The organism is Gilliamella sp. B2923 (assembly GCF_026536565.1).
GTDB lineage: Bacteria > Pseudomonadota > Gammaproteobacteria > Enterobacterales > Orbaceae > Gilliamella.
In genome coordinates, this window is the sequence record NZ_JAFNNZ010000004.1 from 148,773 (window position 1) to 170,371 (window position 21,599).

The window sequence follows — 21,599 nt, forward strand, 5'->3', positions numbered from 1 at the left end:
AGCATAGAATTAATCTGATCAGTTTAGAATTAGGATATTTATGGATAGCCAGACTGTTGGTAATAAAGGCAAGTCTTTATTTAATAAGTTACCTTTTATCAATCAATTCAAACAAAATCGTAAAATGCTATTGCTTATCATTGGGGTAGTGATAGTGGCAATAAGTAGTATCGCCTATTTATGGCTTAAAGATGATGATTATGGGGTTTTGTTTAGCAATCTAAATGATAAAGATGGCGGTGAAATCATTAGCCAACTTGATAAAATGAATATCCCTTATCAATTTTCATCATCTGGCTCAACCATATTAATACCTGAAGATAAAATTTATCAGACCCGTTTACGTATTGCACAGCAAGGACTGCCAAAAGGTGGGGCAGTTGGATTTGAATTGCTCGACAAAGAAAGTTTTGGGATGAGCCAATTTAATGAGCAGATTAATTATCAACGAGCGTTAGAAGGTGAGCTATCAAGAACGATTTCAATTATCAGCAGTGTTGATGATGCTAGAGTTCATTTAGCTATGCCTAAACCTTCATTATTTGTCAGAGAACGAAAATTCCCGTCAGCATCGGTTGCTCTCACTTTATTACCCGGACGAAGTTTATCACAAGGTCAAATTGATGCCATTATTCATTTAATTTCAAGTAGTGTACCTGAATTACAAGCGGATAAAGTCACGATTATTGATCAGCGTGGTCATTTATTAACGGGCGAAAAATACCGTGATAGTAATGTTAATGTTGCACAGTTGGAATTTAGTGAACGAATCGAAACCGGTATTCGTGAGCGGGTAGAAAAAATTATTATTCCTATCTTAGGTAAATCAAATGTCATGGTACAGGTTAATGCGGAAGTCGATTTTAGTCGTCAAGAATCCACATCAGAAACCTTTGACCCTAATAGTGATATGGCTAATCAAACTGTTCGCAGTAAGCAACAAGTAGAAAATCGGCAATTAGCTGCTAACAGTGGTATTGGTGGTGTGCCGGGCGCTTTATCTAATCAACCGGTACCTAATTCAAGTGCCCCTATTGATGAACAAAGTGATAAAGAAGATAAAAACAATAAACAACAAAACTACAATTTACAAACCAATAATACATTGAATTTTGAAGTTAATCGTCAAGTTGTTCACAGCAAAATACCGGAAGGACGCATTAAACGTTTATCGGTTGCTGTTTTAGTCAATTATAAGTTTGTCAATACAGAGCAAATTGAAAAAACGGATGACAAGCAAGATGACAGCGCAAAAGAAGCGACAGAGCAGTGGGTAAAGCTAGATAAAGATGAACTTGCCAATATAGAAGCATTAGCTCGTCAAGCTATGGGCTTTTCTGATCTACGAGGCGATAGTCTGACCGTGGCCAATCTGAAATTTACCGATCAGGTTGATGATGATAATCAAACCTTTGCTTTTTTAAATTCGTATGAATTTTATGATTTGCTCAAAATGGGCATTAAATATCTGATTTATATTTTAATTGCATGGTTTGCGTGGAAGAAAATGTTACGTTCATTATGGATAAAATTACAGCGACAGTTATTGCATTCGACTAATCAATCTTCTGATGCTTCATCAAGTGGAGAAGAGAAATTAGATTACAAAGCACACAGTAAACAACAACAGAAAATCTTTGAAGATAACATGCAGCAGCAACAATATATTCGTAAGATTGTCGAGAAAGATCCTCGTGTAATGGCGTTAATTATACGTGGTTGGTTAAATAATGAGGGCTCCGAATAATGACCTTAAGTCAATCCCAAAAAGCAGCGACAGTTTTAATGGTGTTGGGTGAGGATCTTGCCTCTCAGGTTATGCAGTACCTCAGCCCAAAAGAAGTACAACAAATTAGTAGCGCAATGATGTCTTTGCCTCAATTTTCGCAAGATCAATTAAAAGGCATACTTAATGAGTGCCAAGTCACACTTGAAGAGTGTGCGGTATTAAATACCGATACCAACGGCTATTTGCGTTCAATACTCGAAAAATCGATTGGTAGTGAAAAAGCCGGCCGATTACTTGATGAATTGTTGAAAACAGACCGTGAGGAAGCAACAGACGGGCTTGAAATGCTTAATTTTGTTGATGCAGCACGGGCAGTTGATTTGGTGAAAAAAGAGCACCCACAAATTATTGCAACCATATTAGTTCATCTCAATCGTGATTTAGCCGCTGAAATATTAAATCTATTTGATGATGAGTTGCGTAATGATGTGATGTTACGTATCGCAACCTTTGGTGGTGTTGAACCTTCAGCATTACAAGTCCTGTCTACTTCGTTATCAACCTTACTACACGGACAAAATATTAAATTGAACAATCTTGGTGGTATCCGCACTGCGGCTGAAATCATTAACTTGATGAAATCACAGCAAGAAGAACTGGTTATCAACGCATTGCGTGATTATGACGGTGAGCTTGCACAGAAAATTATTGATGAAATGTTCTTATTTGAAAATCTGGTTGAAGTTGATGATAGAAGTATCCAACGTTTACTCAAAGAAGTTGATAACGAGACATTAATTATTGCATTAAAAGGCGCATCACTCTCATTACGTGAAAAATTATTAAGTAATATGTCGCAACGTGCTGCATCTATCTTGCGTGAAGATTTAGAAAATCGACCGCCTGTTAGATTGTCACAAGTTGAAACTGAACAGAAGAAAATTTTGGTTATTGCACGTAGGTTAGCTGAAACCGGTGAAATGATCTTAAGTAGTGGTGATGATGAATATGTCTAATCATTCAAATGCGATAAGTTGGCAACCGCTAAATTTTCAAGATTTATCCGCATCAGAATTATCACAATTAACAAAACCAATACACGAGTTAGACATTGTCGAACTGGACTCGCTTGCAGAGGTTGAAGCTGAGCCGGCGGTTATGCAAGTCGATCCGCTGGAAATTGAACGAGAGTTGGAAAATATTAGACAGCAAACCAAAGAACAAGCTTATCAAGAAGGATTTAATTTAGGCAAACAAGAGGGGATTAACGTTGGTCATCAAGCCGGTTATGAGCAAGGTTATCAACTTGGTCAACAAGAAGGGCGAGCCCAAATTGAGGAGCAGCTTAATGATGAAAAATTAAATGCTGTTAAATCAATTAGTAATTTAGTAACCAATTTTCAGCAAGCTATCGATGATATTGATGCACTAATCGTACCTAAATTATTTGATTTGGCCTTAGTTGCTGCCGAAAAAACAGTTGGCTCTATCACCAAAGTACGGCAAAAACAATTAATGCAGACAATTAAAGCGCTAGTTCAAGAGTGTTCAATGTTATCCAAACCGCTGTCATTGCATCTTAATCCGAGTGATTTGCAATGGCTAGAGCCGCTTCTGAATGAGCAAATTAATCAAAATGAATGGCAAATTGTTCCAGATACCAGCATTGAGCCGGGTGGGTGCAAGGTATTTACTGATACCAATGAAATTGATGCATGTATTGCCGAACAATGGCAAATAATGTCTGAATGTATACATGGGGATAAGCAATAGCGTGGCGTTTGGTTCTCAATGGATGGCTAAGATTGATCGGGCAACAACGCAACTGCAATCTTTATCTTTGATTCGGCAATATGGGCGATTAGTTAAAGCATCCGGATTAGTCTTAGAAGCGGTCGGATTAAAACTACCGTTAGGCTCAAACTGCTTTGTAGAGCGACAAACGCATGGAAAAAATGAAGCGGTTGAGTGTGAGGTTGTTGGTTTCAATGAGCAAACACTATATTTAATGCCATTTGAATCAACTGACGGTATTTTGCTTGGTGCCAGAGTATATACCTCCCAATACGATTTAGCCCATTTTAGTCATAAAGTTTTGCCAATTGGTATGGGCTTATTAGGGCGAGTAGTTGATGCAATGGGTAAACCACTTGACGGAAAACCGTTGCCAGAACATATCGAATATGAAGGATTAGCCAGTAAATCACTCAATCCACTACAGCGCACGCCTATTAGTCAGGTGTTAGATGTTGGCATTAGAGCTATTAATGCTTTACTCACTGTTGGTCAAGGACAACGGATGGGATTATTTGCCGGTTCCGGTGTGGGTAAAAGTGTATTACTGGGCATGATGGCTCGTTATACAAAGGCCGATATTATTGTTGTAGGATTAATTGGCGAACGTGGACGAGAAGTTAAAGATTTTATTGAAAATATCCTTGGTGAAGAAGGACTTGCCCGATCAGTTGTGGTCGCCGCTCCTGCTGATGTTTCGCCTTTACTGCGCTTACAAGGTGCAACCTACGCCACCAAAATTGCCGAAAACTTTCGAGAACAAGGATTCAATGTGTTACTCATCATGGATTCTTTAACCCGTTATGCCATGGCGCAACGAGAAATCGCTTTGGCAATTGGTGAACCGCCTGCTACTAAAGGGTATCCACCGTCCGTCTTTGCCAAACTACCGGCCTTAGTTGAGCGAGCGGGTAATGATGCGCAAGGTAAAGGTGCGATTACCGCTTTTTATACGGTATTAACAGAAGGCGATGATCAGCAAGACCCAATTGCCGATTCGGCAAGAGCAATTTTAGATGGTCATATTGTATTGTCACGCCAGCTTGCTGAATCAGGGCATTACCCTGCTATTGACATAGAAGCGTCGATCAGCCGTGTAATGACCGATTTGACTGCACCGGAAGATGAACGAAAATCACGTTTATTTAAACAACTTTTTTCCAGCTTTCAGCGTAATCGTGATTTGATTAATGTGGGGGCTTATGTATCGGGCACCGATCGATTATTAGATCAAGCGATCAAGTTGTTTCCGGCGATGCAGCATTTTTTACAACAAGGGATTGATGAGCATTGTAGTTATCAAGAAGCTTATCAGCAGTTGTTAAGTATAGTTGGTTCTTAAGTTGTCAGTTAGGAAATAATAATGAATAAGCAAAATCCGGGACAATTTGCATTTTTAACGTTAAAAAAATTAGCCCAAAAATCGGTTGATAACACATTAATAAAATTGAAACATGCTCATGATAATCAACGTAATGCGCAGTCGCAGCTTAATGTATTAAATGATTATTATACCGAATATCAACAACGATTAAATGATGCACTATCAAACGGCATTAAAGGGTGTGAGTTAAGTAATTTTAATGCATTTATTTCAGCAATTGAACATGGTATTGAACAACAAAAAAAGTTGTTATTAACGTTGGATATCAAACAAAAACAGATCACCAATGAACTTAATCAATCGCAAAAAAATTTAAATACTTTTACAACGCTGCTCAATAAACAACATCAAAAATATATGCAACAACAAAGTCGTTTACAGCAAAAAATGACCGATGAATTTGCCCAACAGCAATTAGCAAGGAGAGCATTGAATGAATATTAATCTCACCAGTGATATATCATTAAACACATCTCAACAATTAGAATTTAATCAAACCGATCCGTCGTTTGCTGACGGTGAGTTATTTCAGCAACTTTTAGCGCAAAACCAAAAGCAAATAGATGTCACCGAAAATGGCCTAACGGCTGAATCTGATATTGTCGATAAATATGATGAAAGTGATGTCAATGATATCTTAATCGCAATGGCTAATCCATTCGATACGTTTAACTTACAACAAACGAGCTTAACAATTGATTGCTCATTCAACCAAGGTGAAATAGGTGAAGATAGCATCTCGACAATCAATACTAAATTGACTGATTCGTTGATGTTAGATAGGGTAGTTGAAGATAGTGGCGAGCAATATGCGGCGATTGACATTCGATCAGCTCAACGATTACTTATTTCAATTAATGAAAGCGAGCAATTTTATAGTAAAACTTCGGTGAAAGATCAGGTGACACACTTATCAAATTCAAACAGCGACGAGCAAACTATCGAGCATGCCAACGTTGATAAAGTACAAAGTTATCTCTCACCTTTGCAAACTAGTATCAATACTCAAAATACGACACCGAGTTTTAACTCTATTGTTGAGCAAATGGAACAGCTCAATAATATTGAAAACATAAGCCCAATTAATTTAGAGCAATCATCCTCTTTTTTTAATGTGGTTGACGGGCAAAATTTTCTGACTACTTTATTGCCGTCTACGATGCCTAATTCGGAAGTTTTTGCCATGAAACTTCCGATGCCGATTGATGTCTCAAAATGGCAAACATCATTAACTGAAAAAATCACTATGATCTGTCGTCAAGGTGTACAAAATGCTGAAATTAAACTTCACCCCGAAACATTAGGATCGTTACATATCAAACTAGCTATGATTGATGATAAGCTTAATCTTCAAATGCTGGCTGCACATAATGCCGTTAAAGGCGTATTGGAGTCCGCATTACCCTATCTTAAAACTTCGCTTGAAGAGCAAGGGATGACATTACAGCATACCGATATCAGAGAGTTTTCAATGAAGAATGATTCAGAACCATCATCCAGTGATTCCCAACATAAAGAATTTATGGATGAATTATTACCAGATGATTTTGATGAATCAATCGAGCAATCTCATCAAGAAAAGATATCGACTTATTCCGGGCTCAGTATCTTTGCTTAAATAGTGATGATGTTAATAATCTAATGTCTGTTATCAATAAAAGCTGAAAAGGTCGAATAGGTGGTATTTTTATTGCCTATTCTTCAAATTAATTCTTTTTGCATGATTTATTATTTTTATAATTTTTTGCTATTTATTTAGCTATAAATTTTCTTTATTTTTATTGAGATAATAATAATTATGCCAACTACACAAAAAAAAATAAGTGTTTTTAACTTAATACTTATTCTCATTACTTTGTTAGCCTTAGGTGCTGCTGCTTATTTGTGGTTACAAAATAAATCCAAAAATACCGTCCAGGCTCAAGAAGAGGTGGAAATTGTATCACCGGTTTTTTTAACATTAAAACCTTTCACTATATCACTACCAACCTCAGAAGAGAGTGTTGATATTAATAAAATTCTCTATGTTGGTATGGTATTACGCGTTGCTAATGAAGAGCAAAAAACGGTGTTATTAGAATATCTGCCGGAAGTAAGAAGCGATGTATTACTTTTAACTTCTAAACAGTATGTCAGTGATCTTAAAAAAGAAGCCGGCAAAATCGATTTACAAGAACAAATTAAGACAGCTTTATCACGCCAATATGATGCAAAACATAAGGTAAAAATTGATGAAGTATTATTTACTGATTTTATTATACGGTGATTTCTATGTCCGATAAGTTCAAATCTACTGTCAATAATAGTGAGCCTTCCGATACCGAGTTATTGGATAGTTCATCAATGAAAAAAAATGATAACGGATTTGATACTCAAACCCTACAAGGTAAAAAAACCGAAGTAAAACCTTATGATTTATCGGTTAAACATAGTTTTATTCCTGAGCGTTTAACGGCATTAGAAATTATTAATGAACGTTTTGCCCGGCAATTTAGGATTGGTTTATTCAATTTATTGCGCCGTAATACTGACGTGATTGCTTCGCCAATTGAAACACAAACGTTTAAAGAATTTTCAGAAGTTTCATCTACCTATCATTTAAATTTAGTTCACCTTAATCCTTTACGGGGCACAAGTTTATTTTCATTTTCACCTGAAATTGTTTTTATTGTCGTCGATACGCTATTTGGTGGTGATGGGCATGCCGCCAAAGTGGAAACCGAAGGGCGAGAATTTACCCATACTGAGCAACAGATTATTAAACGGGTATTAGAGCTTGCATTAACGATTTATCAAAATGCTTGGACAGATATTTACACTATTGAAACAGAATATATTCGATCAGAAGTACAAAGCAAATTTACTAATATCACCAGCTCACCTGACGATGTGGTTTTAGCCACAACGTTCAAAGTGGAAATTGGAAACAGTAAAGCTACGTTTTGTATCTGCATTCCTTATGCAATGGTTGAACCTATCAAAGAGTTATTAATTAAACCACCGATTGAGCAACAAACTTATCAAGATGACAATGTTTGGATGAGCTCTTTAACCAGTGGTATTAAACAATCAACCGTTGAATTAGTCGCCAACTTCACTCAAATTCAAACGACTGTCGCAAAACTATTGGCATTAAAAGTCAATGATATTTTAGATATAGAAAAGCCAGATAGCCTTGATGTCACAATTGGCGGTGTGCCAGTATTAAAAGGGCATTATGGTCGAGTGAATAAACAATACGCAATTCAAGTAGAACAGGTAAGTAATCCTGTATTAGAACAATTGAATGAAGGAGTGTTCAATGACTGATATCAAACAAAATAGCGATGATACTCAATCTCAAAATGAAACAAATGATAAGCCAACCACACAAGATGTGATCTTTGAAACATTATCACCACAACAATCCGAAGTGAAAAAACAAGATATAAATCTTATTTTGGATATTCCGGTTAACTTAAGTGTCGAGCTTGGCAGAACTAAAATGGCAATTAAAGATCTATTAAATCTAACACAAGGTTCAGTGATTGCTTTAGACGGATTAGCCGGTGAGCCATTAGATATATTAATTAATGGTTATTTAATTGCTCAAGGTGAAATTGTGGTGGTCGGTGATAATTATGGCGTACGCATAACCGATATTATTACGCCTTCAGAACGTGTACGCCGATTGAGTCGCTAATGAATAACATAACAGCGCCAACTGTGGCAAGTACCAGTTCAACAACAATGCCCGCTGATATGAATTTTTATTCACAAGTCGGCTCATCGTTCGCAATTTCATTAATCGGTGTGATAGCAATGATTGTGTTGTTAGCTTGGTTGGTTAAACGTATTAACTGGAAAAAGCGTGGCGAACAACTTATGGAAGTTAAAGCTACTTTCAACATTAGTCCTAAAGAACGGGTTGTTCTCATCTATGTCGATCATAAACTCCTGGTTGTGGGTATCACGCCACATCAAATGACGCTACTGCATACGATCAATGAGCAGCGCACCGAAATGCTGTTAGCCAAACCACCCGAAACGAATGAAAGTGAAAAAGATAGCTTGTTTCACCAACTATTACAGTCAGCGTTAAAATCTAAAAAGGAGTAACAAATAGTGTGGTCAAAATGGGTTATTTTGCTCAGCTTATTGTTATTTAGTTTCTATAGTTCTGCTGATGTCACGCCGCTGTCGATTATGACTCAGACATCATCTAATGGTGTACAAAGTTGGTCATTACCTGTTGAAACTTTAGTGTTTCTGACTTTACTGACATTCATACCGGCTATTTTGTTATTGATGACGAGTTTTACTCGCATCATCATTGTTTTAGGTTTATTACGTAATGCGCTGGGCACTCAGTCAGCCCCGCCTAATCAGGTTATTTTAGGTATTGCACTGTTTATGACCTTTTTTATCATGTCGCCGGTGACCGATAAAATCTATCACGATGCGTATATTCCTTATTCACAAAATCAAATTACCATGCAAGAGGGGTTAGCCAGCGCCAGCAAACCACTACGTGAATTTATGTTAACCCAGACACGTGAAAACGATTTAGCACTGTTTGTTAATATGTCGCATGCTGGTGATATTCAAACTCGTGACGATATTCCATTAACTGTGCTTGTACCGGCTTTTGTGGTCAGTGAATTAAAAACCGCATTTCAGATCGGATTTACTTTGTTTATTCCGTTTTTAGTCATAGATTTAGTGGTTGCCAGCACCTTAATGGCGCTAGGGATGATGATGGTTCCTCCGGCAACGGTTTCCCTGCCATTTAAAATAATGTTATTTGTGTTAGCAGATGGTTGGCACCTGTTATTAGGCTCTTTAGCACAAAGTTTTTTTAGCTAATGTCGATTTGATTAAGGAACGATATGCCCTCTGAATATATTAGCACGTTAGCCATGCAAGCGATTAAAGTTGCCGCTTCATTGGCTGGTCCAATACTGTTAGCTGCTTTAATTACCGGTTTAATTATCAGTTTATTGCAGGCAGCAACCCAAATTAATGAAATGACATTATCATTCATTCCTAAAATTATAGCGGTTATTGTGGTGTTAATCATTTTAGGCCCAACAATGCTTTCGACAATGATTGACTATATTCGGATTGTTATTACTGATATTCCTAATTTAACCAGTTAAGCGTTATGGATATTCAGACGCTTTTCAATATCGATTTCTTCTCTTGGATTAAAGGTTGCTTCTTTCCCTTTGTGCGTATTTTGGCTTTGATTATGGTTGCGCCCATTACTGGTGAAAAAGAGGTGCCTAACCGTGTAAAAATAGCATTAGCCTTAATCATTGCGATGCTGTTGCCGTCTCCACCGCTTAGTGATGACTTATCGATATATTCTTTAACCGCGATTTGGGTGATCGCTCAGCAAATTATGATTGGTGTGATGATTGGTTTTGCTATGCAGTTAGCGTTTATCTCTATGCGGTTTTCCGGCGAATTGATTTCTATGCAAATGGGGTTAGGCATGGCAACCTTTTTTGATCCCATAGGTGGGCCTTCCACATCTGTGTTATCAAGATTAATTAATTTAATCGCCTTACTGATTTTTTTAAATCTCGACGGCCATTTATGGTTGTTGTATGGCTTATCAAATAGCTTTAATATTATTCCAATAGCCACCGATCCTTTAAATCACAATGGTTATTTAACCGTCATCGAGATGAGTGGTTTGCTCTTTATCAATGGTTTAATGCTAGCATTACCATTACTGACATTACTATTGATAGTCAACTTAGCTTTAGGGCTATTAAACCGAATCACACCGCAACTCTCCATTTTTGTAGTCGGTTATCCGATGACCCTATTATTAGGCTTAGCAATGTTAACCTATTTAATTTCCACACTACCACATTTTTCCGAGCTTATTTTTGAACAGGTGTTTGAGCATATTTCAGCTATGTTATGGTTTTTTGTTAATTAAAAAACAGAAAAATGAAACAGATGTTTAAAGTTTAAAGAGATTTTTGTCAAAAACTTTCAGATTTTATAGGTGTTTAAGTAAAAAATTCAATCACACCGCAACTCTCCATTTTTGTAGTCGGTTATCCGATGACCCTTTTATTAGGCTTAACAATGTTAACCAATTTAATTTCCACGCTACCACATTTTTCAGAGCTTATTTTTGAACAGATGCTTGAGCATATTTCAGCTATGTTATGGTTTTTTATTAATTAAAAAACAGAAAAATGAAAACAGATGTTTAAAGTTTAAAGAGATTTTTGTCAAAAACTTTCAGATTTTATATGTGTTTAAGTAAAAAATTGATTCAATCATACCGCAACTCTCCATTTTTGTAATCGGTTATCCGATAACCCTATTATTAGGCTTAGCAATGTTAACCAATTTAATTTCCACACTACCACATTTGTCAGCGCTTATTTCTGGACAGATGTTTGAACATATTTCAGTTATGTTATGGTTTTTTGTTAATTAAAAAACAGAAAAATGAAACAGATGTTTAAAGTTTAAAGAGATTTTTTGTCAAGAAGTTTCAGATTTTATAGGTGTTTAAGTATAAAATTGGCTTAAGATGTTATTTAAAGAGAAAAACAGAGATGACAGTTAATGAAAACGTATGCATAACAGCAGTGATACTTAATGCTGGTAAAACCAGCATTAAACAGCGGTGGGATTAAGCTTTTTTTACAAAACAAGCTTTTAACATGATTTTCATGCCATCGATTTTACAATCGATTTCATGATCACCGTCAACTAAACGAATACCTTTCGCTTTGGCACCTTTTTTAAGTACAGTAGATGAACCTTTCAATTTAAGATCCTTAATTAAAATAATATCATCACCGTCAGCAAGTAAATTACCATTACTGTCTTTTACTTGTCGTTCGTCTTCAGATGAGGCTGTTTGATTCGGATCCCACTCATGAGCACACTCAGGGCAAACGTAAAAGGTGCCATCGTGATAGGTGTGTTCAGATTGGCAAACTGGGCAATTAGGAATAGTTTCCATGGGTTATGATTAATCCAAGTTAAATAAAATGGCGTTCACTATAGCAAAAAAATGCTATGAAGTCATGATATTCCCAGCCAACTTGCTTGCCTATTGCTGAGTGATTAGGGATTTTATCGTTTTAGGTTTTGGCAGATAAAAAAATAGGGTTATGGCATTAACCATAACCCCAAGTTCCAAAGGACTATTGTTGGAAATAAACATGTATCTCAATTAACTTGTTGATTAAGCTTTAGTGCTACAAACTGCAATATAATTAAGTTGGTCATGATGATGTTTAAACGTTTTAAACATTTTAAAAAATTGTGCGCGATTTTGTTTGCGCAAGGCGTTGCGAATGATTTTTAGTGTGCCAAACAGACCTTCGTCGTATAACATCCCTTTTGGCGACATCAATGTCATTGCATTATGCTCGGATTTAATATCAACAAATCCGGCATCGTTAAATAATTGATACCATGATTCAATGCTGGTTGGTTGAGCATTAACATTGATTGCATGACGAATATGCTTGATAATTTGCTCAGACTGTTTTGGGTTAACCAGCATAATATCATGGGTAAGTAATTTCCCACCTGGCTTTAATACACGATAATACTCTTTTAATAGATGATTTTTGGCTTTATCGGCATACATTGTAAGCATCGCCTCATTAATCACTATATCAAAGCTGTTATCCGCAAACGGCAGTTTTGATGCATCAGCTTGCTGGATGTGGATTAAGTGGTCTAATTTATTTTTTCGAATATTTTCCTCTGCTTTTGCTAAAGCCAACTTATCCATATCAATACCTGTAATATGGCAGCCAAAACGCTTAGCAATCTCCATAGAGGTTGTGCCCATATTGCAAGCAATCTCAAGTACCTGCATTTGTGGCGTAAAGAGTGCTTGCTTAAATAACCACTCGGTGGCTTTTTTACCTCCCGGGCGTAATCGGGTTTTGCCTAATTTAGCAAGGAATTTATGCCCGGCTTCTTTATTGCTGTTCATCTTTATTCCTTAATTGTCGTTTAATTGATTTCTCTTAGCATGACTAAAAGCATTTTCGCCGCTTGTGGCGCTTCAACGGCATGAGGAATATTAGCCGGCATTCTGACAATAGTGCCGGGTTTTGCTGTAACAGGTTGTCCATCAATCGTTAATGTCAATTCGCCTTCGATCACCATAACAATTGCATCGAAAGGGGCGCTATGCTCAGATAACCCTTGTCCTTTATCGAAAGCAAATAACGTTAAATTACCGCCTGTTGTTTTAGCTAAAACACGGCTTGCAATACCTTGTTCAGTTGGCGTAATTAATGAATTGAGTTCAAGTGCTTGAGCGGGGGTAATCGTGTTGTTTGACATTGTATACTCCTATCGAAAGTCGAACCTTGTACTATAAATTTTAGGTAATTTTTTAAATAAACCCTGATATTTCATGTGGTTATTAAAAAAGTTAAGTGTTGAAATAAGAATTGTTATCAACTATATTAAATTTATTTTAAAAGTATCTTTAGGTAAAACCTATGACATTTGTCAAAAATAGACCCACCGAACAACAAATTTTTGATTGGTTAAGCCAAGTTAAATTATTTAATGGATTAACCCATGGCGCTTTGTTGCCAATTATTGAAACTGCACAGTATATGGAACTTGATATCGGTGATATGTTTGGGCATGAAGGGATGCCTTTATCGGGATGTGCTCTGGTGATTAGGGGGCAAGTTGAAGTATATCGAAATACTTATCTCGGTGAGGAAAAAATTTTTGGTATATTCTCAAGTTATCAATTAGTCGCCATTGCCGCAATTTTTATGCCGCATAACCGTTTTCCAATGACGATTCGAGCTAAAACCGACTGTTCTTTACTTTTGATTGATAAGAGCAGTTTACTCAAAGTTTGTCATGATCACCCAATTATTATGCAGCGCTTACTGGTTAATTTTAGTGCTAAATTATATGAACAGATTAATAATATTGATTGGTTAACATCAAGCTCAGCAGAGCAAAGATTAGCGGCTTATTTTTTATCGTTATGTACTAACCCAACAAATACCTATCAATTTGTATTACCAATATCACGCAGTCAGTTGGCAACTAAGTTGGGTATGCGTTATGAGACATTAAGCCGTCTTATCTCTAGTTGGCGAAAAGATCAGATCATCAAAGTTGAGAATCATTCTATTAAAGTATTAAAGCCGGCCTACCTGAAGGGGTTAACGCTACCTTCCAAGCGTTCATTTTAATTGTTATCTCATCTGACAACGACACCATAGTTATGCTGTCAGATGATAATATGTAGGTAGCGATTAAAAGTGATAAACAATCCCACCATTAAGATTAAAGCCCACTGCACTAAATAACGTCATGTCATTTTTTGATGCAACTACGTGATTAGCAACTGATGCACTTGCATAATGTTTATTGGTTAGATTATCGGCAATTATGTAACCTGACCAGCCTTTAGGGTTTTGATAATTTATCTTAAATCCAAAAACAGCATATTGATCACGGTACTGAATATGCATATTGTTAGCGTGATCAACTGGCGTATTAGTCGGTGACCAGTGTAAATTAGGACCAAACGTCCAGTTATCTATTTTATAGAGTAATTCAGCATTGATGATATTTCTTGGAATGCCTGCAATATAATGATGATTATATTGCCCGCCTTGAAAACGAAAATCGCTATAAGTCCAGGCTAAACGATATTCGATATCTCCCCTGTTTAAGACTGAAGGTAACAAGCCTTTTATGCCCGCTTCAATGCCTTGATGACGGGTTTTACTGCCATAATTGGATATGCCTACGGTATTGCCATTGGCATCATAAGCAGAAATATATTCATCTTTAATAATGCTGCGATATAAAGCTACATCCCAATTTACATTCTCAATAATTTTACCGCTACCGCCAATTTCAGCGGTGATACCTTTTTGGCGATCAAGCTTATTTAGTTGTGCTTTTCTTCCATTGCTGGTAATAATTTCACGAAATGATGCCGGCTCATTACTGGTACTTAAGTTACCATAAAAGCGGTTATCACTTGTCGGCGTCCAAATTATCCCGATTTTGGGTGACCAAAATGTCCAAGACTGATTGAGCTTATTATTGCTATGGCGAGTATCGACATTTCGTTTGGCGTGTGTAACTTTGGTATCTAGGTTCAACTGCCAAGCGTCATTAATATTCCAAGATGTGCCGATTGCACCATTCATGTTTTCTGCAACGGCTGTATAGTTACCAAGCAAACGTTTAAACATTGGTGTATTACGTCGATTCATCAATAACTTGCGATCCAAATTTGTTTTATCCCAAGCAAGAGCACTATGAAACGTAATGTCGTTAAATTTGGATTGATAAGCCAGCTCAGTACCGGTGGTGCGACTATGACTTAATGTGTAATCGGCTGGTGTAATAAAATTATCATGAGTTTGCTGGTGCCAGACACCGAGTTCAAGAGATTGATCGCCAAAAGTCCAATTAGTTCGATTAGCTATACGGGCTTGCTCGGTATGGCGATGCGGGTCGGTTAGCGTGATAATGTTTTCAATTGCCCTAGGAGAGTGTTTTGATTTACTTTGCGAAAGTGGTCCGGGTATATCAAAGCGTACATCTGTCCAACTCAGCCATGTGCGGTTTTCAACATTATCAGAAGTAAAGCCAAAATTCGCTCGAGCTGTTTTACGCTGTGAGGTTGAATGATGACGGTAACCGTCGAAATGGTCATAAGATAAACTCAATCGGCCGTCAATACCATATGACTCACTACTATTGCCTATAGCAATTTGAGTGGCTTGTCGACCATATGCTCCATATTCATAGCGAGCAGTACCATTATCATCTTTTCCTGTGAACGAGATAAAATTCAGCTCTCCCCCTAAACTATTACTTTGTGGATGACTACTGTTGGCACCGCGATAAATAGAAATCAATCGGGAATCTCGCATATCGAGCGTACTGATATGGAAATCGCCGTCAGCATCATTAATAGGCAAACCGTCTTGCAATATTAAAACACCCCGTGAAAGAGGCGTACTTTGAACGCCAGAACCGCGAATATTCAATCGTGGTTGATCTATCCCACCAAAAAAATTCTGAATAATAATGCCGGGTTGATAATCCAATGCATCTTGTAGTGTCGATAGCCTATTTTCTTGATCGGGAACAACAAGATTCGTTGCGCCAGCCGTTTGATTTAATTTGTTCTGTTCCTGCTGGTAACTGGGTGACAATGCACTATGTTTAGATAATTCATTATTTGGTGTGACTAATATCACATCAGGCCTATTGTCTGCTAACGAGTATTGACTCAATACCACGGTTGAACAAAGTGAAGTCAGTATTGTTTGTTGAGCGATTTTCTTGAACTTACACATAATATCTTCTTTCCCAAAAAAATAAATGATAATGATTATTATTTGCGAAATATCGGTATTATCCTATGACATTTATCAAAATCTGGTAAAAAATAGCGTTAATTTAAAATTCTATTATTGCCAACCTAAGGTAATAATTAACTAAAAGAAAAACAAATAACGCTTTGATGCTGTTTAGGCGTGGAATGATGATCTTTTTTTTATAAATTTAACTAAATAACTGACGATATCAATTGTGATGAATATTTTTTGTTTAACTGTGGCGTAAAGCTAGCAATTGCTGATTTCTTGGATGTAAAAGTATTGGCAGCGGCGAGTGGAGAAGCTGAGATTGCATTTTGCAATGGTGTTACTTTGAATTTGGCAAATGATAGCCATTTATCTCAGTAAAAAGGTTTAAATTTAAATTACATGCTAAACAGCTGTATTAACGTTATAGAAAATAAAAAAGGCGCAAATATATGCGCCTTTTTTGCTGAGATAAAGCGCATTACGATGCGCTTTATAGTTAGCTATAATTATTTGATAACTTTAGCAACAACACCAGCACCAACAGTACGACCACCTTCACGAATCGCAAAACGTAAACCTTCTGCCATTGCGATTGGGTGAATTAATGATACTGTCATTTTGATGTTATCACCTGGCATTACCATTTCTACGCCTTCTGGTAATTCGATAGTACCCGTTACGTCAGTTGTACGGAAGTAGAACTGTGGACGGTAGCCTTTGAAGAATGGAGTATGACGACCACCTTCATCTTTGCTTAGGATATACACTTCTGATTCAAAATCTGTATGTGGAGTAATTGAACCTGGTTTTGCTAATACTTGACCACGTTCGATTTCTTCACGTTTTGTACCACGAAGTAATACACCTACGTTCTCACCAGCACGACCTTCGTCTAGTAATTTACGGAACATTTCAACGCCAGTACAAGTTGTTTTTGTAGTTGGTTTGATACCAACGATTTCAACTTCTTCACCAACTTTGATTACACCACGCTCTACACGACCTGTTACCACTGTACCACGTCCTGAAATTGAGAACACGTCTTCAATTGGAAGTAGGAATGGTTTATCGATATCACGCTCTGGTTCCGGAATGTAGCTGTCTAAAGCTTCAGCTAATTCAACAATTTTATCTTCCCATGCTGCGTCGCCTTCTAATGCTTTTAACGCTGAACCACGAATTACTGGAGTGTCATCACCCGGGAAGTCGTATTGAGATAGAAGTTCACGTACTTCCATTTCAACTAATTCTAATAACTCTTCATCATCAACCATATCACATTTGTTTAAAAATACGATGATGTAAGGAACACCTACTTGACGTCCTAAAAGGATGTGCTCACGAGTTTGTGGCATAGGACCGTCAGTTGCTGCTACTACTAAGATAGCGCCGTCCATTTGAGCCGCACCAGTGATCATGTTTTTAACATAGTCAGCATGTCCCGGACAGTCAACGTGTGCATAGTGACGAGTTGGTGTGTCGTATTCAACGTGTGAAGTGTTGATGGTGATACCACGTGCTTTTTCTTCAGGTGCGTTATCGATTTGATCGAATGCACGAGCTTGACCGCCGAATTTTTTAGCAAGTACAGAAGTAATTGCAGCAGTTAAAGTTGTTTTACCGTGGTCAACGTGGCCGATTGTACCAACGTTAACGTGGGGTTTTGTACGTTCAAATTTTTCTTTAGACATCTTAATGTTCCTTTATTAAATCACTTCCCTTTATCTTAAAAGGGAAGTGTTACTTTATTTATGTAAAAATTATTTCGCTTTACGAGCTTCAATAATTGCTGTTGCAATATTTGTTGGTGCTTCATTGTACTTCAAGAACTCCATTGAGTAAGAAGCACGACCTTGTGTTTGAGAACGTAGGTCTGTTGCATAACCAAACATTTCAGAAAGTGGAACTTGTGCTTTAACTGTTTTACCAGTTGCAGTATCTTCCATACCTTCGATCATACCGCGACGACGGTTTAAGTCACCGATAACATCACCCATATAATCTTCAGGGGTTTCAACTTCTACTTTCATAATCGGTTCTAAAAGCACAGGTTTAGCTTTCATAAAGCCTTCTTTAAATGCCATTGAACCGGCAATTTTAAATGCCATTTCTGATGAGTCAACATCATGGTAAGAACCATCAAAGATAGTGACTTCAACATCAACAATTGGGTAACCAGCAAGAACACCGTTTTTCATTTGTTCTTGACAGCCTTTATCAACTGCCGGGATGTATTCTTTAGGAACTACACCACCAACAATTTCATTGTTGAATTTGTAACCTTCGCCACCAGCTTCCAATGGTTTGATTTTTAACCATACATGACCATATTGACCACGACCACCAGACTGACGAACAAATTTACCTTCTTGTTCAACTTCGTTGCGAATTGTTTCACGGTATGCTACTTGTGGTTTACCAACATTTGCTTCTACTTTAAATTCACGTTTCATACGGTCAACGATGATTTCTAAGTGAAGCTCACCCATACCAGAAATAATAGTTTGTCCAGATTCTTCATCAGTGTGAACACGGAATGAAGGATCTTCTTGTGCTAAACGACCTAAAGCAAGACCCATTTTTTCTTGGTCAGCTTTAGTTTTAGGTTCAACTGCAACAGAGATAACTGGTTCAGGGAACTCCATTCTTTCAAGAATGATTGGTGCGCTTTCAGCACAAAGTGTATCACCAGTCGTTACATCTTTAAGACCGATTGCAGCAGCGATGTCGCCGGCACGAACTTCTTTAATTTCTTCACGTTTATTAGCATGCATCTGAACGATACGACCAAAACGCTCTTTTTTGTCTTTAACAGAGTTAAGAACAGTATCACCAGAATTAACCACACCCGAGTAAACACGGAAGAAGGTTAAGTTACCAACAAATGGGTCAGTGGCGATTTTAAACGCTAATGATGAGAATGGTTCATCATCACTAGAGTGACGCTCAGCTGGTTCACCGTCTGCTAGTTCACCTTTAATTGCTGGTACATCAGTTGGTGCTGGTAAATATTCAATTACCGCATCAAGCATAAATTGAACACCTTTGTTTTTAAAGGCACTACCACAAGTTACTAAGATGATTTCATTAGCAAGTACACGTTCACGTAATGCTAATTTAACTTCTTCTTCAGTTAACTCTTCACCACCAAGGTATTTTTCCATTAACTCTTCGTTAGCTTCTGCAGCAGCTTCCATTAAGTTTGCACGCCATTCTTCGACTTGCTCAACCATGTCTGCTGGTACATCTTCATAAGTAAATGTTACGCCTTGATCAGCATCATTCCAGTTAATTGCTTTACGTTTAAGTAAATCAACAACACCGGTAAATGCTTCTTCAGCACCGATTGGTAGAACTAAAGGAACTGGCACAGCTGCTAAACGTGTTTTGATTTGATCAACAACACGTAAGAAGTTAGCACCCATACGGTCCATTTTGTTTACAAATGCGATACGTGGAACTTTATATTTGTTTGCTTGACGCCATACTGTTTCTGATTGAGGTTGAACACCACCAACTGCACAGTAAACCATTACTGCACCATCTAAAACACGCATAGAACGTTCAACTTCGATTGTGAAGTCAACGTGTCCCGGGGTGTCGATGATATTGATACGGTGTGGTTCAAATTGTTGTCCCATACCTGACCAGAATGCAGTTGTCGCTGCTGAAGTGATAGTAATACCACGTTCTTGTTCTTGTTCCATCCAGTCCATGGTAGCTGCGCCATCATGAACCTCACCAATTTTGTGACTTACACCAGTATAAAACAAAATACGTTCGGTAGTTGTTGTTTTACCTGCGTCAATATGTGCACTGATACCGATATTACGGTAGCGTGCTATAGGGGTTGTACGAGCCATATTAATCCTCTATTTAGAATCGTTTGCTTAATAAAATATCATTTAGGTTGACTGACAGTAGATATGTGCTGTCAGTCTAATTTCAAGCCACTTAATACCAGTGGAAAGATTACCAACGATAGTGTGCAAACGCTCTATTAGCTTCAGCCATACGATGAACATCTTCGCGTTTTTTCACAGCGGTACCTTTGTTTTCAAAAGCATCCATAAGTTCATTCGCTAGGCGTAAAGCCATTGATTTATCGCCACGTTTACGTGCTGCATCTACAATCCAACGCATTGCAAGTGCATTACGACGAACTGGACGCACTTCAACAGGAACTTGGTATGTAGAACCACCAACGCGACGAGACTTAACTTCTACAGTTGGTCTTACGTTATCTAGTGCAACTTCGAAAGCTGCTAAGTGGTCTTTTCCACTACGCTCAGCTAATTTATCAAGAGCTGAATATACGATTGATTCTGCGATAGATTTTTTACCATCTATCATTAAAATATTTACAAATTTCGCCAGTAAATCTGAACCGAATTTCGGATCAGGTAAAATTTTTCTTTGACCGACAACATGACGACGTGGCATTGGAATACTCCGTTTATATGTTATAAATTTTCAGGTTTACCCAAAACTCAAATGAGTTAAATGGAATTATTATAGTTTGGCCTTACTTAACGGAGTTCCATTAAGCTTTAGGTCGTTTCACACCGTATTTAGAACGGCTTTGTTTGCGATCTTTAACACCTGCGCAGTCTAATGCACCACGAACAGTGTGATAACGAACACCAGGTAAATCTTTAACACGACCACCGCGGATTAAAATCACGCTATGTTCTTGTAAGTTATGACCTTCACCACCGATATAAGAAGTTACTTCAAAACCGTTGGTTAAACGTACACGGCATACTTTACGTAATGCTGAGTTTGGTTTTTTCGGTGTAGTTGTGTAAACACGTGTACAAACACCGCGTTTTTGCGGGCATGCTTCAAGGGCAGGAACGTTACTTTTCGCTTCCTTTAGCGCTCTTGGTTTGCGTACCAGCTGATTAATTGTTGCCATTAATAAGCTCCTGATTAATTAAAATAAATTTAAAAATTGCTTTTTAGATACGTAATTAATAACTGTAGCCCAAAGCCTATGGATATAAGTTTTGGGTCGCAAGATTCTAGACCTCAACAGGCATAATGTCAAGTATTACCACAAGTTCATTATGTTATTTAATTAAACTATTTTTGGTTATCAAGCATCATCTTGTTAAACAAAGTTTATCTTTTATTGATAAGTTATTGCTGAGGTTTTATGCATCACTTTTATCCCAATGATTATCCAATGCCGTAGATTGCCTAAGCAAATATTGAGTATTAATGTAGCTTAAGCATAGGGTAATGGTCATTAAGATAGGAAGAGACAAACGGTAGAAATTTAAGCTAAATTTTTATCAAAAAAAACGGTAATATGATACTGGTTATTGGATAAATGTTG

General features: G+C 37.4%; 22 protein-coding genes. 14 read left to right on the forward strand and 8 right to left on the reverse strand.

What is annotated here, in order from left to right; all coding sequences use genetic code 11:
• Positions 1-40 precede the first annotated feature (40 nt).
• The 13 genes from fliF to fliR all read left to right on the forward strand — a co-directional run bounded on the left by fliF (position 41) and on the right by fliR (position 10,839).
• Positions 41-1,747: a flagellar basal-body MS-ring/collar protein FliF gene (fliF, locus tag J3U42_RS06580; RefSeq protein WP_267336015.1), complete on the forward strand. Its 1,707-nt coding sequence runs from the start codon at positions 41-43 to the stop codon at positions 1,745-1,747.
• Positions 1,744-2,745, forward strand: a complete 1,002-nt coding sequence (gene fliG, locus J3U42_RS06585) for a flagellar motor switch protein FliG (RefSeq protein WP_366915682.1) — start codon at positions 1,744-1,746, stop codon at positions 2,743-2,745. Before fliF ends, fliG begins: the two co-directional genes overlap by 4 nt.
• Positions 2,738-3,502, forward strand: a complete 765-nt coding sequence (locus J3U42_RS06590) for a flagellar assembly protein FliH (RefSeq protein ID WP_267336016.1) — start codon at positions 2,738-2,740, stop codon at positions 3,500-3,502. Before fliG ends, J3U42_RS06590 begins: the two co-directional genes overlap by 8 nt.
• A 22-nt stretch (positions 3,503-3,524) precedes the next feature.
• Complete coding sequence (gene fliI / locus J3U42_RS06595; RefSeq protein WP_416380447.1) at positions 3,525-4,865, forward strand: flagellar protein export ATPase FliI; 1,341 nt, start codon at positions 3,525-3,527, stop codon at positions 4,863-4,865.
• A 21-nt stretch (positions 4,866-4,886) separates the two neighbouring features.
• On the forward strand, positions 4,887-5,351 hold the full coding sequence (gene fliJ / locus J3U42_RS06600) for a flagellar export protein FliJ (RefSeq protein ID WP_267329350.1): 465 nt from the start codon (positions 4,887-4,889) through the stop codon (positions 5,349-5,351).
• Positions 5,341-6,525 (forward strand): flagellar hook-length control protein FliK, encoded by a 1,185-nt coding sequence (locus tag J3U42_RS06605; RefSeq protein WP_267336018.1) that lies wholly within the window; start codon positions 5,341-5,343, stop codon positions 6,523-6,525. Before fliJ ends, J3U42_RS06605 begins: the two co-directional genes overlap by 11 nt.
• Before the next feature lie 180 nt (positions 6,526-6,705).
• Complete coding sequence (locus tag J3U42_RS06610; protein ID WP_220218335.1) at positions 6,706-7,173, forward strand: flagellar basal body-associated FliL family protein; 468 nt, start codon at positions 6,706-6,708, stop codon at positions 7,171-7,173.
• 77 nt (positions 7,174-7,250) lie between these two features.
• Positions 7,251-8,216, forward strand: a complete 966-nt coding sequence (fliM, locus tag J3U42_RS06615) for a flagellar motor switch protein FliM (protein ID WP_370634073.1) — start codon at positions 7,251-7,253, stop codon at positions 8,214-8,216.
• Positions 8,209-8,589, forward strand: a complete 381-nt coding sequence (gene fliN, locus J3U42_RS06620) for a flagellar motor switch protein FliN (RefSeq protein ID WP_366915680.1) — start codon at positions 8,209-8,211, stop codon at positions 8,587-8,589. The genes fliM and fliN overlap by 8 nt, the downstream gene beginning before the upstream one ends.
• Complete coding sequence (gene fliO, locus J3U42_RS06625; RefSeq protein WP_267336019.1) at positions 8,589-9,005, forward strand: flagellar biosynthetic protein FliO; 417 nt, start codon at positions 8,589-8,591, stop codon at positions 9,003-9,005. The genes fliN and fliO overlap by 1 nt, the downstream gene beginning before the upstream one ends.
• A gap of 6 nt (positions 9,006-9,011) precedes the next feature.
• Positions 9,012-9,752, forward strand: coding sequence for a flagellar type III secretion system pore protein FliP (gene fliP, locus J3U42_RS06630; RefSeq protein WP_324169862.1), 741 nt, complete (start codon positions 9,012-9,014; stop codon positions 9,750-9,752).
• Positions 9,753-9,775: 23 nt separating this feature from the next.
• Positions 9,776-10,045 carry a flagellar biosynthesis protein FliQ gene (gene fliQ, locus J3U42_RS06635; RefSeq protein ID WP_220218331.1) on the forward strand — a complete coding sequence of 90 codons (270 nt, stop codon included), beginning with the start codon at positions 9,776-9,778 and terminating at the stop codon, positions 10,043-10,045.
• 5 nt (positions 10,046-10,050) lie between these two features.
• Positions 10,051-10,839, forward strand: coding sequence for a flagellar biosynthetic protein FliR (fliR, locus tag J3U42_RS06640; protein WP_267336020.1), 789 nt, complete (start codon positions 10,051-10,053; stop codon positions 10,837-10,839).
• A gap of 711 nt (positions 10,840-11,550) precedes the next feature.
• On the opposite strand, the gene J3U42_RS06645 is transcribed toward fliR, so the two are convergent.
• The 3 genes from J3U42_RS06645 to J3U42_RS06655 all read right to left on the reverse strand — a co-directional run bounded on the left by J3U42_RS06645 (position 11,551) and on the right by J3U42_RS06655 (position 13,232).
• Positions 11,551-11,886: a zinc ribbon domain-containing protein YjdM gene (locus tag J3U42_RS06645; RefSeq protein WP_220218329.1), complete on the reverse strand. Its 336-nt coding sequence runs from the start codon at positions 11,884-11,886 to the stop codon at positions 11,551-11,553.
• A gap of 225 nt (positions 11,887-12,111) precedes the next feature.
• The gene (locus J3U42_RS06650; protein ID WP_220218328.1) at positions 12,112-12,876 is read right to left on the reverse strand and encodes a class I SAM-dependent methyltransferase; all 765 of its coding nucleotides are present in this window, start codon (positions 12,874-12,876) and stop codon (positions 12,112-12,114) included.
• A 20-nt stretch (positions 12,877-12,896) separates the two neighbouring features.
• Positions 12,897-13,232 (reverse strand): cupin domain-containing protein, encoded by a 336-nt coding sequence (locus J3U42_RS06655; RefSeq protein WP_267329357.1) that lies wholly within the window; start codon positions 13,230-13,232, stop codon positions 12,897-12,899.
• 161 nt (positions 13,233-13,393) lie between these two features.
• Between J3U42_RS06655 and J3U42_RS06660 the strand changes: the two genes are divergently transcribed.
• Positions 13,394-14,113 (forward strand): Crp/Fnr family transcriptional regulator, encoded by a 720-nt coding sequence (locus tag J3U42_RS06660; protein ID WP_220218326.1) that lies wholly within the window; start codon positions 13,394-13,396, stop codon positions 14,111-14,113.
• Between the two features lie 63 nt (positions 14,114-14,176).
• Here the strand turns inward: J3U42_RS06660 and J3U42_RS06665 are convergent, their stop codons facing one another.
• The 5 genes from J3U42_RS06665 to rpsL form a co-directional block, all read right to left on the reverse strand.
• Positions 14,177-16,246 (reverse strand): TonB-dependent receptor family protein, encoded by a 2,070-nt coding sequence (locus J3U42_RS06665; protein WP_267336021.1) that lies wholly within the window; start codon positions 16,244-16,246, stop codon positions 14,177-14,179.
• 518 nt (positions 16,247-16,764) lie between these two features.
• Entirely contained in the window at positions 16,765-17,949 is a 1,185-nt protein-coding gene (gene tuf / locus J3U42_RS06670; protein WP_220218324.1) for an elongation factor Tu, read from the reverse strand.
• 69 nt (positions 17,950-18,018) lie between these two features.
• The gene (gene fusA, locus J3U42_RS06675) at positions 18,019-20,121 is read right to left on the reverse strand and encodes an elongation factor G (RefSeq protein ID WP_220218323.1); all 2,103 of its coding nucleotides are present in this window, start codon (positions 20,119-20,121) and stop codon (positions 18,019-18,021) included.
• Positions 20,122-20,230: 109 nt separating this feature from the next.
• A complete protein-coding gene (gene rpsG, locus J3U42_RS06680) occupies positions 20,231-20,701 on the reverse strand; it encodes a 30S ribosomal protein S7 (RefSeq protein ID WP_034883788.1) in 471 nt (156 codons plus the stop codon).
• A gap of 100 nt (positions 20,702-20,801) precedes the next feature.
• The gene (gene rpsL / locus J3U42_RS06685; RefSeq protein WP_034883792.1) at positions 20,802-21,176 is read right to left on the reverse strand and encodes a 30S ribosomal protein S12; all 375 of its coding nucleotides are present in this window, start codon (positions 21,174-21,176) and stop codon (positions 20,802-20,804) included.
• Positions 21,177-21,599 lie beyond the last annotated feature (423 nt).

Bases quoted from the DNA above. Each gene is read 5' to 3' on its own strand.
- tuf (WP_220218324.1), bottom strand. From the start codon at position 17,949: ATGTCTAAAGAAAAATTTGAACGTACAAAACCCCACGTTAACGTTGGT.
- fliQ (WP_220218331.1), top strand. From the start codon at position 9,776: ATGCCCTCTGAATATATTAGCACGTTAGCCATGCAAGCGATTAAAGTT.
- fliI (WP_416380447.1), top strand. From the start codon at position 3,525: ATGGCTAAGATTGATCGGGCAACAACGCAACTGCAATCTTTATCTTTG.
- fliO (WP_267336019.1), top strand. From the start codon at position 8,589: ATGAATAACATAACAGCGCCAACTGTGGCAAGTACCAGTTCAACAACA.
- J3U42_RS06610 (WP_220218335.1), top strand. From the start codon at position 6,706: ATGCCAACTACACAAAAAAAAATAAGTGTTTTTAACTTAATACTTATT.
- fusA (WP_220218323.1), bottom strand. From the start codon at position 20,121: ATGGCTCGTACAACCCCTATAGCACGCTACCGTAATATCGGTATCAGT.
- J3U42_RS06605 (WP_267336018.1), top strand. From the start codon at position 5,341: ATGAATATTAATCTCACCAGTGATATATCATTAAACACATCTCAACAA.
- fliN (WP_366915680.1), top strand. From the start codon at position 8,209: ATGACTGATATCAAACAAAATAGCGATGATACTCAATCTCAAAATGAA.
- fliM (WP_370634073.1), top strand. From the start codon at position 7,251: ATGAAAAAAAATGATAACGGATTTGATACTCAAACCCTACAAGGTAAA.
- J3U42_RS06650 (WP_220218328.1), bottom strand. From the start codon at position 12,876: ATGAACAGCAATAAAGAAGCCGGGCATAAATTCCTTGCTAAATTAGGC.
- J3U42_RS06660 (WP_220218326.1), top strand. From the start codon at position 13,394: ATGACATTTGTCAAAAATAGACCCACCGAACAACAAATTTTTGATTGG.
- rpsL (WP_034883792.1), bottom strand. From the start codon at position 21,176: ATGGCAACAATTAATCAGCTGGTACGCAAACCAAGAGCGCTAAAGGAA.
- fliJ (WP_267329350.1), top strand. From the start codon at position 4,887: ATGAATAAGCAAAATCCGGGACAATTTGCATTTTTAACGTTAAAAAAA.
- J3U42_RS06590 (WP_267336016.1), top strand. From the start codon at position 2,738: ATGTCTAATCATTCAAATGCGATAAGTTGGCAACCGCTAAATTTTCAA.
- J3U42_RS06665 (WP_267336021.1), bottom strand. From the start codon at position 16,246: ATGTGTAAGTTCAAGAAAATCGCTCAACAAACAATACTGACTTCACTT.
- J3U42_RS06645 (WP_220218329.1), bottom strand. From the start codon at position 11,886: ATGGAAACTATTCCTAATTGCCCAGTTTGCCAATCTGAACACACCTAT.
- rpsG (WP_034883788.1), bottom strand. From the start codon at position 20,701: ATGCCACGTCGTCATGTTGTCGGTCAAAGAAAAATTTTACCTGATCCG.
- fliF (WP_267336015.1), top strand. From the start codon at position 41: ATGGATAGCCAGACTGTTGGTAATAAAGGCAAGTCTTTATTTAATAAG.
- J3U42_RS06655 (WP_267329357.1), bottom strand. From the start codon at position 13,232: ATGTCAAACAACACGATTACCCCCGCTCAAGCACTTGAACTCAATTCA.
- fliR (WP_267336020.1), top strand. From the start codon at position 10,051: ATGGATATTCAGACGCTTTTCAATATCGATTTCTTCTCTTGGATTAAA.